The organism is Nonomuraea sp. KM90, from assembly GCF_052246675.1.
Classification (GTDB): Bacteria; Actinomycetota; Actinomycetes; order Streptosporangiales; family Streptosporangiaceae; genus Nonomuraea.
Window position 1 is genome coordinate 331,405 of sequence record NZ_JBQQCB010000001.1, and the last position, 14,972, is coordinate 346,376.

Consider the following 14,972-nt stretch of genomic DNA (forward strand, 5'->3'; position numbering starts at 1 on the left):
GCGGGCCGCCCGGGTCAGCGCCTCGGCCTGATGCCGGTGATGCGCCGGAACACGTCCCACCAGAACGGCGCCCCGAACAGCAGCGCCACGTACGTCAGCAGGAAGCCCGGCCAGTGGCTCGGCGTGCTGATCCGATCCCACCACGTGCCGCCGTTCCAGTGGACGCTCGGGTCGCCCTGCTCCGGGATCGACACGCTGACCAGCGCCTGGTCCATCATCTTGACCAGGGCGGGCTGGCTGAGCACCTCCGTGACGCACGGCACCGGATCGCCGCCGGTGCAGCGCGCCTTGAGCTCGTCGTACGCGTCCGGCCCCGCCCCCGCCACGGCCGTCACCGAGGCGCGGAAGGCGTTGTCGCGCAGCAGCGTCTTGGCGTACTCCAGCCCGTCCATGGTGAACAGCAGCGTCACCCCGAGGCCGAGCACGGCGACGACCCACTTGACGTAGCGCCTGTAGAGCATGGACAGCCGCTGCATCTCCCCGTCGAACCAGGTCTCCACGCCCTGCCGGAACCGGTCGAGGTCGCGCTGCGCGGTCTCCCACACGCCCTTGAGGTGGCCGTACAGCGGGCTGTCGATCTTCTGCAGCTTGGCCAGGAACTGCTCGACGTCGCCGCCCTGCGCCGCCGCCAGCTCCATCACCGCCATCGCGAACCGCGCCGGCGGGATGTTCGCGATGCTCGTCTTTCCCCTCTTGGCGTGGTCGATCTCCCGGACCCGCTCGTAGAGCAGTTTGATCATGGAGTCGCCGGACTGCGTCTCGGGCTCCGGCATCCTGCCGGGCTCGGAGGGCGCGGGCAGGTCGTTGTGCCGGGGACGGGGGTCGCGCAGGAACGGCAGCACCCGGAACACGTCGAGCACCCCGGCCGGCAACCAGGAGCCGGTCTTCTTGTCGGCGCCGTCCATGGTGTCCCTGAGATAGGCCCACAGGAACTTGCTGCGGATGGCCAGCACGCGTACGAAAGCCTCGTTGAGCCCGCTCACCAGCAGCGACAGCAGCAGGAACGCCACCACCAGGCCGAGGGCCAGATCCACATAAACGGATAACACCGCGCATTGATACACCCACGGCGTGTGGCAGCGCAATGACGCACAGATCAGGCCCCTTGATCAGAGCCGTTGATCAGGCGCCGTAGAAGACGCGGTCCACCACCTTCCGGGCCCGGCGCGTCACCCTCCGGTAGTCGTCGAGGAAGTCCTCGGAGCCGTCCGGCGGGTAGCCGAGCGTCTGGGCGATCAGCTTGCGCTCGCCCGAGTCGCGCGGCACGTTGTCGCCCGGCCGCCCCTTCACCAGCATGAGCGCGTCCCGGATGCGCGAGGCGAAGCGCCACGCCTCGGCCAGCACCGCCTCGTCGGCCGGGGCGAGCAGCCCCTCGGCCACGGCCGCGCGCAGCGCGTCCAGCGTGCGGGTGGTGCGCAGGGACGGCAGCGTGCCGGCGAAGCGGAGCTGCAGGAGCTGCGCCACCCATTCCACGTCGGACAGCCCGCCCGGGCCGAGCTTGGTGTGCAGGGCGGGGTCGGCGCCGCGCGGCAGCCGTTCGGCCTCCATGCGGGCCTTGATCCGCCTGATCTCCCTGACCGCTTCGTCGCGCAGCCCGCCCGCCGGGTAGCGCAGCTCGTCGACCATGGACGTGAACTCCGCCCCCAGCGCCGCGTCCCCGGCCGAGAACCTGGCCCGCAGCAGCGCCTGCGCCTCCCACGGCGACGACCAGCGCGAGTAGTAGGCGCGGTAGGAGGCCAGCGTGCGCACCAGTGGCCCCTGGCGGCCTTCAGGCCGCAGGTCGGGGTCGATGATCAGGGGCGGGTCGGGGGCGGGCAGGGACAGCAGCCGGCGCAGCTCGTTGGCCACGGCGAAGGCCGCGTCGGTGGCCTCGCGCTCCGCCACCCCGGGCAGGGGCGAGTGGACGAACACGACGTCGGCGTCGCTGGCGTAGGAGCACTCCATGCCGCCGAGCCGGCCCATGGCGATGACCGCGAAGGAGGTGGTGCCGGCGGCCCTGCTGAGCGCGGCGTCGAGGGCCGCCTGCAGCGTCACGTCCGTCAGCTGCGACAGCGCGCTCCCGACGCCCTCGATGTCGATGAGCCCGGACAGGTCGGCCACCGCCGTGCGGAACAGCTCCTTGCGCCGCAGCGCCCGCACCGCCGCGACGGCGGTCTCGGGATCGCCGGCGTGCCGGGACACCGCGGCGGACGCCTCGCCGAGCAGCGACTCCGGGGAGCGTACGGCCAGCTCGGCGTCGGAGCCCAGCATGGCGACCGCGTCGGGGGCGTGCATGAGCAGGCCGGTGGCGTAGCGGCTGGTGCCCAGCACGCGGGCCATCCTGGCGGCCACGGCGGTCTCGTCACGCAGCAGCCGCAGGTACCACGGCGTGCTGCCCAGCTTGTCGCTGACCTGCCGGAACCCGAGCAGCGCCGCATCCGGGTCGGGCGTGTCGGCGAACCAGCCGAGCATCACCGGCAGCAGCGTGCGCTGGATGGCGGCCCGCCTGGACACCCCGGTGGCGAGGTTGGCGATGTGGCGCAGCGCGCCGGTGGGGTCGACGTAGCCGAGCGCTTCGAGCCGGTGGGCCGCGGCCGTGGTCGACAGCCGCGCCTCCGACTCGGGCAGCCGCGCCACGGCCTGCAGCAGCGGCCGGTAGAACAGCTTCTCGTGCAGCCGCCGCGCCTCCATCGCGTGCCGCCGCCACCGGGCCGTGAACTCCCCCACCGGGTCGGCCTGCATGCCCAGCGCCCGGCCCAGCCGGCGCAGGTCGGCCTCGTCGGTGGGCACGATGTGGGTGCGCCGCATCCGGTGCAGCTGCAGCAGGTGCTCGACCTGCCGCAGGAACGAGTACGCCTCCGCCAGCCCCCGCGAGTCGTCGCGCCCCACGTAGCCGCCCCGCGACAGCGCGGCCAGCGCCGGGAGCGTGGCCCGGCGGCGCAGCAGCGGATCGAGCCGGCCGTGCACGAGCTGCAGCAGTTGCACCGCGAACTCGATGTCGCGCAGCCCGCCGGGCCCCAGCTTGAGCTGCCGCTCGCCCTCGGCGCGCACGTGCGCCTCGACCCGGCGGCGCATGGCCTGCACGTCCTCGACGAAGTCCGGGCGGGTGGCCGCCGTCCAGACCATCTCGTTGACGGCCTCGACGTACGCGGCTCCCAGCTCCAGGTCGCCCGCCACGGGCCTGGCCTTGAGCAGCGCCTGGAACTCCCACGTCTTGGCCCAGCGCCGGTAGTAGGTGAGGTGGCTGGCCAGCGTACGCACCAGCGGCCCGGACCGGCCCTCGGGCCGCAGCCCGGCGTCCACCTCCCACAGCGAGCCCTCGGGGGTGGTGGCGGTGCAGGCCCGCATCATGGCCTGGGCCAGCCGGGTGGCCGCGCGCAGCGCCTTGGCCTCGTCGGCGCCCTCCCGCGGCTCGGCCACGAAGATCACGTCGACGTCGCTGATGTAGTTGAGCTCCCTGGCGCCGCACTTGCCCATGCCGATGACCGCGAGGCGGACCTCCTCGGCCTCGACCTCGGTGCGGGCGACGGCGAGCGCGGCCTCCAGCGCGGCGCCGGCCAGGTCGGACAGCTCGGCCGTGACCTCCTGCAGGGTGGCCTGGCCGGTGAGGTCGCGGGCGGCGAGGTGGGTCAGGCGGCCCCGGTAGGCCACGCGCAGCGCCACCAGGGCGTCGGGGGCCGTGGCGAGCGGCTCGCTCTCGTCCGGCTCGGCGCCGACGGCGCGCAGCAGCTCGGCCCTGGCCCCGCCGAGGCGCGGCTGGGCCAGGAGCGCGACCTGGCCGGGGTGGCGTACGAGGTGCTCGCCGAGGGCGGCGCTGACGCCCAGCACGGCCAGCAGCCCGCTCCTCAGGTGCTCGTCGGCGCGCAGGGCGTCGAGCACGGCGGGCTCGCGCTCGATCAGCCGGGTGAGGGAGGCCAGTGCCTGGTCGGGATCGGCCACGTCCACCAGTGATTCCAGGACGTCGTCGAGGTCGGCCTCCGACTGGCGGACGAGCTGGGCGGCCCGGGCGCCGTCGGCGAAGCCGAGCTTGGCGAGCCGCGCGGCGGTGGATTCGATCCTGGGCACCCCTCCATCTTGACAGCTCTCGCCCGCTTCGCCGTAGCATGAAACGCAACGTTGCGTTGCATTTTGCGGAGTGCTGTCCGGGGGTTCTTCGGGACGCACCTGCCGGGAGGGTGGGAATGATGGCGCGCACGCGTGGGGTGGCGGCGGCGTTGGCGGTTGTGCGCGGGGCGGTGAACTCCCGTCGAGCAGCGGGCTCCAGCGCGGTGGCGGGCGCGGGCGGGACGGCGGGGCCCGGGCGGGTGCCGACCGCCGTGGCGTGGGGGTTGCTGGGGGCGTGGGCGGTGCATGACGCCGAGGAGCTGGTGACCATGGCACGGTGGACCCGGGCGGCCCGGCCCCGGCTGGCGGAGCGCTTCCCGGGCGTGCCGTGGGAGCGGCTGGAGGTGTCGCAGGCGCACGTGAACGTGGCCATCGGGCTGATGGGCGGGGTCGTCGCGGTGGCGGCCGCGGCGGGGGCGCGTACGGGCGGGCGCAGTCCGGTGTTCCAGGCGGCGCGGGCCGGGTTCGGGGCGCACGGCGTGGTGCATCTGGCGCAGGCGGCGCTGGTGCGCGGCTACACGCCGGGCGTGGTGACCGCGCCCGTCGTGGTGATCCCGTACGCGGTGTGGGCGTGGCGGCGGCTGCGGCGGGCGGGGGTGCCGGTGCACACCGGGCGTTCAGGGCCGGTGGCGCTCCCCCTGGTCCTGGCGGGCGTGCACGCACTGGCACACGCCCTCGTCAGGAGGCGCCCGACCACGTCACCGCACGCCCTCGTCAGGAGGCGCGGGCAACGCTCCTGACCACGTCGGCGAACGCCTCCGCCACCGGGCGCCAGGTCGCGACCAGATCCCGTTCGGCGGCCTTGACCTCGGCGTTGAGCTCCTCGGCCGCGTCGAGGTCCGAGTCCGCCGTCCACGAGGCGAAGATCTCCGGCGTGGCCTCGGGGTGGAACTGCACCGCCCAGGCGGCCTCGCCGAGCCGGTAGGCCTGGTTGGCGTACTGGGAGCCGGTCATCAGCGGCACGGCGCCCTCGGGCAGACGCGTCATGGCGTCCTGGTGGTACTGGACGGCCACGGCCCGCCCGACGCCCGACAGCAGCCGGTCGGTGGCGGCGGCGGGCAGCGCGGTCACCTCGCGGGCGCCCACCTCCAGGCCGTTCGCGCCGCGCTCCACCGTGCCGCCGCAGGCCATGGTGAGCAGCTGCGCCCCCAGGCAGACGGCCAGCGTGGGGGTGGCGTCATCGACGGCCCGGCGCAGCAGGTCGCGGGTGGCGGGCTGCCAGGGGCTGCGCTCGTCCTCCCACGCGGCCGCCGCCCCACCCAGCACGATCAGCCCGTCCGCGGCCCGTACGGGGATCTCCTCCCCCACGTACGGCCGCACGACCTCGCAGGTCAGCCCGAGCCAGCCGGCGAGGTAGCCGAGCCCGGCCTCGGCCTCATGTTCGATGACGGTAATGCGCATATACGCAATTATCAGGCCTGTTCCCCACATTTCGGATACACCTAAGCTCCCTCCATGGATGTCGAATTCGATGAGGTCGGCGGGCAGCGGATCGCCACGTTCGGGACCGGGCCGCGCAAGATCATCGCAGTGCACGGGATCACGGCCTCGCTGATGGCCTGGGGCGCGGTGGGGCGGCGGCTGCCGGAGGGATGGTCGCTGGTCGCGATGGACCTGCGCGGGCGCGGGCACAGCGCGTCCCTGCCGGGTCCGTACGGGCTGGCGCGGCACGCCGAGGACGTGCTGCGCGTGGCCGAGCACGTCGGGGCGGGGCCGGACGCGGTGCTGACGGGGCACTCGATGGGCGCGTACGTGGCGGCCCTGGTGGGCGCGCGGCGCGGCTTCGCCCGGGTCGTGCTGGTGGACGGCGGGCTCCCGCTGCCCCCGCTGCCCGAGGGCATGGACGCGGACGCGGCGACGGAGGCCACGCTGGGGCCGGCGCTGGCGCGGTTGCGACAGACGTACCCCTCGGCCGAGGCCTACGTCGAGTTCTTCCAGGCCCATCCGGCCTTCGCCGGCCGCTGGAACGCCGACGTGGAGGCGTACGTGCGCTACGACCTGACCGGCCCCGAGGGCGCGCTGCGGTCGCGGGCCGTCGGGGAGGCGGTGCTGGAGGACGGGCGGTGGCTGCGCCTGGAATCGGCGCGGATCGCGGCCGCGCTGGAGGCGATCACCTCGCCGCTGCTCCTGCTCAGGGCGCCGCGCGGGCTGCTCGACCAGGAGACCGGCCTGCTGCCCGACGACCTGGCCCGGCCCTGGGCCGCCCGGCTGCCCGGGCTGCGGGACGAGGTGGTGCCGGACTGCAACCACTACACGATCCTGTTCGACGAGCGCTGCGTGGCCACCGTGGTGGACCGCCTCACCTCACCGGGCTGACCGGCGGGCGGAAAGACGAAGGCCCCCGAGGGTCTCGGGGGCCTCGCGTGACCGGTTCTAGCGTGGAGCGATCCAGGTGGCGCGGGCGGCGGCCACGAGCGTGCCGTCCGCCTCGTAGATGGCGCTCTGGCCGTACATCTTGCGGCCGTCGCGGCCGGTCGGGCGGGCCACCACGGAGTAGCGTCCGCCGGGGACGACGGTGCCGTGGATCTGCACGGCCAGCCGGCCGAGCAGGGCGCTCTCGCCCGGGCCGAAGTGGGCCCAGCCGGTGATGCAGTCGAGCACCGCGCCCACGATCGAGGCGGGCACGCCGTCCTCGCCGGCCACGGTGAACGGCACCCGCCAGCCCGCGGCCACGAGGTCCGTGCCCTCCACCGGGCCCGGGAAGATGCGCAGGCCGTCACCGGGCTCGCGCAGGCCGCACGCGAAGCACTCGGCGAACGGGTGGGCCTTCAGGCCGGCGAACCCGGCCTCGGCGCGGGCCGCGTCGTTGAACGGTACGAACCCCGGCCCCTCCAGGTCCTCGGCCACCGGGATGGCCTCGACCAGCAGCCGGTCGCCGTGGAAGAGGGACACGGAGTTGGCCACGTGCTCCAGCCGCAGCTCGGTCTCCAGAGGCGAAGGGGCGTGCAGCGTGACCTCGACGGCTGATCGACCACCGTTCAGAGCCTCCGCCATGGTCCCTGCGATCCAGCCGCCGTTGGCGACACCCACGGGCCCCCGGAAACGCTCGGGAACGGTCAACACGGTCTGCAGGGCAGCCGTCGTCATGCCACACCCTCCTATATCGCCACACAAGGCGAGAAGTCCGGAAATATCATAAAGAGAAGGCCCATTTTACTGGACTCCCGGTTTACCAAGATGCTGGGGGTCCTGTGGCGGCCACTCCGTACCACTCCACAACGCCTCGAAGGTGCCCGGAACTTCCCCACCCCGGGTACGACGACGCTACGCATCGGACATCGCACGGATGTGACTCGGGGGTCAGAAGCAACGAAAATCGGCCTCACTCCGAACCGCTCCGGGAGTGAGGCCGATCAAGGCGCTGCCTGTACCTTAACGGGGTTCTCCCGTTCCTCGCGACCAATCGCCTGATTCCGAACGTGACGGGGGGCACTCCGGACGTCGGGGCCCGTGCCGCACACTGTCCGCATGGACCGGCTGACCTCCTGGGAGCGGCGCACCAGCCTCGCGCTCCTCCTCATCGGCTGTGGCTTCTTACTCGGCTGGGCAGTCCCGGTGCTCGTCCCCGGCCTGTCCGCCCCCGCCCGCGACGCGTTCTGGTACCTCCAGGTCGTCACGTGGGCCCTGTTCACCGCCGACTACCTCATCCGCGTCGCCCTGGCCCCGCGCCGCCTGCGCTTCGTCATCAGGAACATCCCCGCCCTCCTGGTCGTGCTCCTCCCGCTCCTGCGCCCGCTCTGGCTGCTGCGGGCGCTGCTCCTGCTGCACGTCATCGCCGAGCGCGTGCAGCTCCCGCTGCGCCTGCGCGCCGTGGTGTACGTCAGCGGCACCGCCCTCTTCCTCTCCATCGTCGGCAGCATCGCCGTCCTCGACGTGGAACGCGGCAATCCGGACGGGAACATCAAGACGATCGGCGACGCCATGTGGTGGTCGCTCACCACGATGACGACGGTCGGGTACGGCGACCGCTTCCCCGTCACCTCGGAGGGGCGGCTGGTGGCCGCGGGGCTGATGCTCGCCGGGATCGCCCTGCTGGGCGTCATCACGGCGGCCATCGCCTCCTGGTTCGTCGAGCGGTTCGAGCGAACGGCGGCCCTGGAGCGCCGTACGGAGGCCGAGCTGTCCGAGATCGTCGCCGAGCTCGCCGAGCTGCGCAAGGCCGTGGCCGAGCTCGCCGCGCTGCGCAAGGCCGTGGGAGAGCTGACGGCACGGCTGTCCCCCTGAGCGGACGGCCCCTCAGGGATGCGCTTTCCGTCCGGGGGTGCGCATCTTGGCCCGGCCTCGGAGAGGCTGGTAAGAGCGCGGCCTATGCTTGCGCAAGCAGGGACAAGACGGTGGATCATGCGGGGGTGGGCCTGTGCAGGGTGCGAGGTTGCGTTATCCGCCGGGGTCCCTGGTCATCCTGACCGGGCTCCCGGGCGCGGGCAAGACCACCCTGCTCGAACGCCTGTACGGCCTGCACGGCGCGGAGAGCCTGCCCGTCGTCGCGGGCACGGCGGTGGTGATCGACTCGTCGCAGTCCAGGCGGCACTGGCAGGGCAGGCTGACCTGGGCCCCGTACCCGGTGCGCCGCGCCGTGGTGTTCGTCACCCACGTGACCCGCATCCGGCAGGCCCTGACCCAGGGGCATGCGGTCGTGGCGCACAACCGGGGCTGCGCCCCGTACGTGCTGCGCGGCTTCGCCTGGCTGGCGCGCTGGCACAACGCGAGCTTCCACCTGCTCCTGCTGGACGCGCCGGCGGACGCGGCGCTGGCCGGGCAGGTGGCCAGGGGCCGGGTGGTGGCGCCCAGGACGTTCGCGCGCCACCAGCGCAGGTGGGAGAGCCTCCTGACGCGGGTCAAGGGCGGCGACCCGGCTCCGGCGACGGGCGCGCGCATCGTGGACCGCGCCGAGGCGGGCCTGCTCGAAGCCATCGTTTTCGATCCCGCCCGGGGTGTCGATCCGGGCCCGCGCCGTTCGTTCAGGAGGTGAGAGACTCACGGAAGGAAGGCTCATGAAGCAGTACGTGCTCACCATTTTCCAGCCCGACGGCCCGCCGCCTGGCCCGGAGATCCTGGACCCCGTCATGCGGGACCTGTACGCCCTCGAGGAGGAGATGAAGGCGGCCGGCGCGTGGGTCTTCTCCGGCGCGCTGCGACCGGTGGAGGAGGCCGCCGTGGTGCGGCTGCGCGAGGGCGAGGTGCTGGCCACCGACGGCCCGTACACCGAGGGCAAGGAGCACATCGGCGGCTTCACCGTCATCCAGGCGCCCGACCTGGACGCCGCGCTCGAATGGGCCCGCAAGATGGCCAGGGCGGTGGCCCTGCTCCCGATCGAGGTCCGCGAGTTCCACGGCTGACGGCACAGGGGGCCCCGCCGCGCGGCGGGGCCCCCTGGCAGCCGGAACGGCTCAGAGCACGGGCAGGTAGCGGCCGAGCTCGAACTCGGTGACGTGGCGGCGGTACTCGCGCCACTCGGACCGCTTGTTGCGCAGGAAGAAGTCGAAGACGTGCTCGCCCAGCGTCTCGGCCACCAGCTCGCTGCGCTCCATGACCTCGATGGCGTCGTTGAGCGAGCCGGGCAGCGGCTGGATGCCGAGGGCGCGCCGCTCGGCGCTGGTCAGCGTCCAGACGTTGTCCTCGGCCGCGGCGGGCAGCTCGTAGCTCTCCTCGATGCCCTTCAGCCCGGCCGCCAGGATCAGCGCGAAGGCCAGGTAGGGGTTGCACGCCGAGTCGAGCGAGCGGAACTCGATGCGCGTGGAGCCGCCCTTGTGCGGTTTGTACATCGGCACCCGGACCAGCGCGGAGCGGTTGTTGTGGCCCCAGCACACGTAGGAGGGCGCCTCGCCGCCCTGGCCGGCGATGGCCTCGGCGCCGCCCCAGAGCCGCTTGTAGGAGTTGACCCACTGGTTGGTGATGGCGGTGATCTCGGCGGCGTGCTTGAGCAGCCCGGCGATGAACGAGCGCCCGATCTTGGACAGCCGGTAGTCGGAGCCGGCCTCGTAGAAGGCGTTGCGGTCGCCCTCGAACAGCGACATGTGCGTGTGCATGCCGGAGCCCGGGTGCTCGGTGAACGGCTTGGGCATGAACGAGGCCCAGATGCCCTGCTCCAGCGCGACCTCCTTCATGACCAGGCGGAAGGTCATGATGTTGTCGGCCGTGGTGAGCGCGTCGGCGTAGCGCAGGTCGATCTCCTGCTGGCCGGGCGCGCCCTCGTGGTGGCTGAACTCGACCGAGATGCCCATCGACTCCAGCATCATGATCGCCTGGCGGCGGAAGTCGTGGCCGGAGCTGTGCGGGGTGTGGTCGAAGTAGCCGCCGGAGTCGATCGGCTCGGGCCGCTCGCCGGGCTCGGGCCGGTTCTTCAGCAGGAAGAACTCGATCTCCGGGTGGGTGTAGAACGTGAAGCCCATGTCGGCGCACTTGGCGAGCGTGCGCTTGAGCACCCAGCGCGGGTCGGCGTGGGACGGCGACCCGTCGGGCATGAGGATGTCGCAGAAGATGCGCGCCGCGCCCGGCGTCTCGCTGCGCCAGGGCAGAATCTGGAACGAGGCCGGGTCGGGCTTGGCGAGCATGTCCGACTCGTAGACGCGGGCGAAGCCCTCGATCGCCGAACCGTCGAACCCGATGCCTTCGGCGAAGGCCCCTTCGAGCTCTGCGGGCGCGATGGCCACGGACTTGAGGAAGCCGAGCACGTCAGTGAACCACAGCCGGATGAACCGGATGTCGCGTTCCTCGAGCGTGCGGAGCACGAACTCCTGCTGGCGGTCCACAGCATCCCCTCGTTAGACAGACAGTACAGGCTATATACCAGCATGCCGTGTCCGTGTTTCGCACACGTTACGGGGGGTGCCGGTGCGAGCCTCGCTGACAAAGGGCCCGCCCCGACTTACTGTGATCACGCAGTCAGTCTCGGGGGAGGCATTGGTGGCTATCGACCTGCTCAATCACAAGCTCGATCGGGCGTTCGACCACATCGACGCGAGCGGCAACGGCGTCGTCGAGCGTGAGGACCTGCTGGGGCTGGGCGCCCGCATCCTGGTGGGCTTCGGGGAGTCCCCCACCTCGGTCACCGGAGCGAGTCTCGTGGACAGCTTCGACGGCATCTGGTCCACCCTGTCGGAGGCGCTCGAACGCGACGGCGACTCCGGCATCGCGCGCCCGGACTTCCGGAGGGGGATGACGGAGGCGTTCGTCAAGGGCGACCGGTACGACCCGGTGTTCCGGCCGGCCACGGTGGCGGTGGCGGAGCTGTGCGACGGCGACGACGACGGGGAGATCGGGCCGGGCGAGTTCCGGACGATGTTGTGCGCGTTCGGGGTGGCCTACGACGACGTGGACGAGGCGTTCGACCGGCTGGACCGGGCGGGCAGGGGCGCGCTGACCGTGGACGAGCTGGTCCTGGCCGCCGCCGACTTCTACCGCAGCGACGACCCCAACGCCGCGGGCAACTGGCTTTTCGGACCCCTGTGAAGGTCCCAGTGAAGATGCCGGTGAAGACCCCAGTGAAGAGCTCGACGAAGAGCCCAGCGAAAAGCCCGGTGAAAAGCCCAGTGAGCAGCCCAGCGAGCAGCCCAGCGAGCACCACCGTGCTGGCCACGGTGCGCACCGCCCTGCGCTCGGCCCTGACGTCCCTGCTGCCGCTGCCGCGCAGGGGCGGCTCGGCCGCCCTGGCGCTGCTGCCGCTCACCGAGACGGTGCCCGCGATGGCGGCGCCGTGCCGGATGCACCCGGCCGTCTACGCGATCGAGGCCGCGGTCATCGACTGGGCCAGGAGGACCGGCCTGCGGGCCGATCCCGGCGTCGGCTACCACCGCATGGCGGGCCGGGCGTTCGCCGAGTTCGACGCGGCCGCGGCGGCGCTGTTCGCGCAGTGGCTGACCTGGCTGTTCCACCTGGACGACGAGCTGGACGAGCGGTCGGGCCCGCTGGACATCTTCCACGGCATGCTCAAGGGCTCGGCGCGCCACCCGCTGGAGGCGGCCTTCGCCGACCTGTGGCGGGTGACGAGCGTGCGGATGAGCGACCGGTGGCGGGCCAGGTTCGCGGTCGGGCTGCAGAGCCAGTACGACGCCTGCCGCACCGAGGCCGACAACCGGGCGGCGGGGCGGATGCCGACGCTGGAGGAGTACCCGGCGCTGCGCAGGGGCACGGTGGGGCCCTACCTGTACGACCTGGTCGAGCCGTGCCTGCGGGTGGAGGTGCCGGCCTGGGTGCACGAGTCGGAGCCCTGGCAGCTGCTGGTGAACGCCTGCAGCGACGTGACCGCCTGGTGCAACGACGTGGCCTCGCGGCCCAAGGAGCGCGGCGACGTGCACAACTTCGTGGTGCTGGCGATGCGCCAGCTCGGGCTGAGCGAGCGCGAGGCGACGGCCTGGGTGCTGGAGCGGATCGCCGGGCGCTGCCAGGACATGCGCAAGGCCGCCAGGCGGCTGCCGCTGGACGACCTGGAGCCGAAGACGGCCCGGGACGTCAGCAAGGTCGCCTGCGCGTACCTGGCGGCGCCGCGCGCCCACCTGGACTGGCTGCTGGAGTCGAAGCGCTACGCCTGAGACGTGGGCCCGAGACGCGACGGCCCGGAGCCGCGGGCGCTACGCCTGAGCGCCCGCGAGCATGTCCCCGGCGGGGGTGCGGCGGTAGACGACCTGCTTGCCGACCCGCATCCCCACCGCGAGCCCGCCGCCGCTGAGCACGCCGAGGTGCTGGCTGACCGCGCCGGGCGTGAGCGCCATGCGGGTGGCCAGCGCCGAGGTGGTGGCGGGCTCGGCGAGCGCGAGCAGGATCTGCGCCCGGCTCCTGCCGATCAGCGCGGCGAGCGCGCCGGGGGCGGGCGGCGGGCCCTGCTCCCACAGCGTGCCGACGCCCCGCACGGGGTAGACGAGCATCGACTGGTACGGCGCCGACATCACGGCCACGGCCGGCCAGTAGAACGCGCTCGGCACGAGCACGAGCCCGTCGCCGTGCAGCCCGCCCGTCGCGCACCAGGGCCGGTCGATGAGCAGCCGCTCCCCGGTCCACACCACGGCGGGGTCGAGGGCGGCGAACAGCTCGCGCGCCCCGCCCTGGGCGAGCTGCCGCGACCGGAGCAGCACGTCCCGTTCGAGCAGCGCGTACACGCGGGGCCAGAACTCGGCGAAGCACTCCCGCCAGTACGCCTCCAGCGCGTCCGCGACCCTGGCCACGCCCGCCGCCGGGTCGGCCATGAACCGCTCGATCACCGCCGGGTCCGTGCCCCGCACCAGCGCGGCCTCCTCCCGTGCCCGCCCGGGGTCGGTGCCCCTGACCCGGTCGAGCTCGGCGGCGAAGTCGGGCAGGGGCGTGTCGGGCGGCGGGGTGATGAAGTCGGCCAGGTAGCCGGCCGGCGGCACGAGCGCGAACACCTCGGCCAGGTCGAGCCCGGCCAGCCGGGGGCGTACGGCCTTGATCCAGGGCAGGTGGATCGACTGCCTGGCCGGCTGCTGGAGGGTGCGCAGGCTGGCCACCAGCTCCCACATCGGCGAGAACGCGAACCGGATGCGCGCCACGTCCTCCGGCCTCAGCACCCACGTGACGGACATGCTTTTAGTGTCGGCTAAATCGTTCGCGCCGGCAAAACGGAGATCTCACGCTTGTCGCGTGTCGAGCGCAACTGTCGAGAAGTCACCCTTCCTGCCGCCCTTCCTGAAGTCGAAGGTCGGCGGGCTGCCCCGCCCGTTCTGGGCGCTGTGGGGCGGCACCCTGGTGAACCGCCTGGGCACCATGGTCATGCCGTTCACCGGCGTCTACCTGACCCAGACCCGCGGCCTGTCGGTCAGCACCGCGGGCCTGGTGATGGGCGCGTTCGGGGCGGGCTCGCTGCTGTCGCAGTTCATCGCGGGCGTGCTCACGGACCGGATCGGGCGGCGGGCCACGCTGTCCGGGGGCATGCTGGCCACGGCCGCGGCCATGCTGGCGCTGGGCTACAGCATCTCGCTGCCGGCGATCCTGGCCTCGATGTTCGTGCTCGGCCTGGTGATCGACGTCTACCGGCCGGCCTCGAACGCGCTGGTCGCCGACCTGGTCTCGCCGGAGGAGCGGCCCCGGGCGTACGGGCTGCTGTTCTGGGGGATCAACCTCGGCTACGCGGTCGGCATGACGGCCGGCGGATGGCTGGCCGGGCTCGGGTTCGTCTGGCTGTTCTGGATCGACGCGCTGTCGAGCGTGGTCTTCGCCGTGCTGGTGTGGCGGGCGGTGCCCGAGACCAGGCCGGCGGGCCGGCAGTCCGCGGGCGGTTTCGGGATGGTGCTGCGCGACCGGGTCATGGTCGGGTTCACGCTGGTCGCGCTGGGCAACGCGCTGGTCTACTCGCAGACGATGACCATGCTGCCGGTGGCGATGACCGGGGTGGTGAAGCTGTCGCCCGGGGAGTACGGGCTGGCCATGGCGCTGAACGGGGTGCTGATCGTCGTCGTGCAGCCGCTGGTGTCGGGCTGGCTGGGGCGCAGGGACCCGGCCCGTACGTTCGCGCTGGGGCTGGCCGTGATGGGGGCCGGATTCGCGATGACCGCGTTCGTCACGAACACGCTCGGGCTGACGGCCACGATCGCGGTGTGGACGGCGGGCGAGATCATCACGGCGGGCATCCCCGGCGCCGTCGTGGCCGCGCTGGCCCCGGCCGAGCTGCGGGGACGCTACTCGGGGCTGTTCGGGTTCGCGTGGTCGCTGGCGGCGGTGCTGGCGCCGCTGATCGGCGGGCCGCTGCTGGAGCTGGGCACGCGGCCGCTGTGGTTCACGATCGGCGCGGTCGGGGCGGCCTCGGCGATCGGCATGCTGCTGCTCGGCCCCGCCATCAGACGCCGCGATGCGGAGCCGGCGCTCCAACCCTCCTGAGCAGGCATGACGCCGCGTTGAGAAAATTTTGATCGGACGGCGACAGGCGCCCGATAATTTCC

14 protein-coding genes are annotated in these 14,972 nt (G+C 72.8%); 8 read left to right on the forward strand and 6 right to left on the reverse strand.

The genetic code is table 11. The features are described 5' to 3' along the window. Window positions 1-14: 14 nt before the first annotated feature. Together ACTWPW_RS01910 and ACTWPW_RS01915 are read right to left on the reverse strand one after the other, a co-directional pair. Entirely contained in the window at window positions 15-1,049 is a 1,035-nt protein-coding gene (locus ACTWPW_RS01910) for a hypothetical protein (protein WP_443167768.1), read from the reverse strand. Between the two features lie 73 nt (window positions 1,050-1,122). Then, window positions 1,123-4,044, reverse strand: coding sequence for a bifunctional [glutamine synthetase] adenylyltransferase/[glutamine synthetase]-adenylyl-L-tyrosine phosphorylase (locus ACTWPW_RS01915; RefSeq protein WP_375109084.1), 2,922 nt, complete (start codon window positions 4,042-4,044; stop codon window positions 1,123-1,125). 116 nt (window positions 4,045-4,160) lie between these two features. On the opposite strand from ACTWPW_RS01915, the gene ACTWPW_RS01920 reads away from it, so the two are divergent. Then, the gene (locus tag ACTWPW_RS01920; RefSeq protein ID WP_443167769.1) at window positions 4,161-4,823 is read left to right on the forward strand and encodes an HXXEE domain-containing protein; all 663 of its coding nucleotides are present in this window, start codon (window positions 4,161-4,163) and stop codon (window positions 4,821-4,823) included. On the opposite strand, the gene ACTWPW_RS01925 is transcribed toward ACTWPW_RS01920, so the two are convergent. Beyond that, window positions 4,798-5,484 carry a type 1 glutamine amidotransferase gene (locus tag ACTWPW_RS01925; protein ID WP_375109082.1) on the reverse strand — a complete coding sequence of 229 codons (687 nt, stop codon included), beginning with the start codon at window positions 5,482-5,484 and terminating at the stop codon, window positions 4,798-4,800. The two genes, ACTWPW_RS01920 and ACTWPW_RS01925, sit on opposite strands and share 26 nt — an antisense overlap. A 54-nt stretch (window positions 5,485-5,538) precedes the next feature. Here ACTWPW_RS01925 and ACTWPW_RS01930 point away from each other — a divergent pair, with 54 nt between their 5' ends. Beyond that, window positions 5,539-6,399 carry an alpha/beta fold hydrolase gene (locus tag ACTWPW_RS01930; protein ID WP_443167770.1) on the forward strand — a complete coding sequence of 287 codons (861 nt, stop codon included), beginning with the start codon at window positions 5,539-5,541 and terminating at the stop codon, window positions 6,397-6,399. A gap of 57 nt (window positions 6,400-6,456) precedes the next feature. On the opposite strand, the gene ACTWPW_RS01935 is transcribed toward ACTWPW_RS01930, so the two are convergent. Beyond that, window positions 6,457-7,170: a PaaI family thioesterase gene (locus ACTWPW_RS01935; RefSeq protein WP_375109080.1), complete on the reverse strand. Its 714-nt coding sequence runs from the start codon at window positions 7,168-7,170 to the stop codon at window positions 6,457-6,459. 381 nt (window positions 7,171-7,551) lie between these two features. On the opposite strand from ACTWPW_RS01935, the gene ACTWPW_RS01940 reads away from it, so the two are divergent. From ACTWPW_RS01940 to ACTWPW_RS01950, 3 genes are all read left to right on the forward strand, one after another. Further along, a complete protein-coding gene (locus ACTWPW_RS01940) occupies window positions 7,552-8,307 on the forward strand; it encodes a potassium channel family protein (RefSeq protein WP_443167771.1) in 756 nt (251 codons plus the stop codon). A 148-nt stretch (window positions 8,308-8,455) separates the two neighbouring features. Then, entirely contained in the window at window positions 8,456-9,055 is a 600-nt protein-coding gene (locus ACTWPW_RS01945; RefSeq protein ID WP_375109078.1) for an AAA family ATPase, read from the forward strand. Window positions 9,056-9,077: 22 nt separating this feature from the next. Beyond that, entirely contained in the window at window positions 9,078-9,422 is a 345-nt protein-coding gene (locus ACTWPW_RS01950; protein ID WP_375109077.1) for a YciI family protein, read from the forward strand. 51 nt (window positions 9,423-9,473) lie between these two features. On the opposite strand, the gene ACTWPW_RS01955 is transcribed toward ACTWPW_RS01950, so the two are convergent. Continuing rightward, window positions 9,474-10,835 carry a glutamine synthetase family protein gene (locus ACTWPW_RS01955; protein ID WP_364113585.1) on the reverse strand — a complete coding sequence of 454 codons (1,362 nt, stop codon included), beginning with the start codon at window positions 10,833-10,835 and terminating at the stop codon, window positions 9,474-9,476. 154 nt (window positions 10,836-10,989) lie between these two features. Between ACTWPW_RS01955 and ACTWPW_RS01960 the strand changes: the two genes are divergently transcribed. Then, window positions 10,990-11,535 (forward strand): EF-hand domain-containing protein, encoded by a 546-nt coding sequence (locus ACTWPW_RS01960; RefSeq protein WP_375109076.1) that lies wholly within the window; start codon window positions 10,990-10,992, stop codon window positions 11,533-11,535. An 80-nt stretch (window positions 11,536-11,615) separates the two neighbouring features. Beyond that, a complete protein-coding gene (locus tag ACTWPW_RS01965; protein ID WP_443167772.1) occupies window positions 11,616-12,614 on the forward strand; it encodes a terpene synthase family protein in 999 nt (332 codons plus the stop codon). Window positions 12,615-12,653: 39 nt separating this feature from the next. Here ACTWPW_RS01965 and ACTWPW_RS01970 read toward each other — a convergent pair whose 3' ends face one another. Continuing rightward, window positions 12,654-13,619: a DUF5937 family protein gene (locus ACTWPW_RS01970; protein ID WP_375109074.1), complete on the reverse strand. Its 966-nt coding sequence runs from the start codon at window positions 13,617-13,619 to the stop codon at window positions 12,654-12,656. Window positions 13,620-13,677: 58 nt separating this feature from the next. On the opposite strand from ACTWPW_RS01970, the gene ACTWPW_RS01975 reads away from it, so the two are divergent. After that, window positions 13,678-14,910 carry an MDR family MFS transporter gene (locus tag ACTWPW_RS01975; RefSeq protein WP_443167773.1) on the forward strand — a complete coding sequence of 411 codons (1,233 nt, stop codon included), beginning with the start codon at window positions 13,678-13,680 and terminating at the stop codon, window positions 14,908-14,910. The last annotated feature ends 62 nt before the right edge of the window (window positions 14,911-14,972 follow it).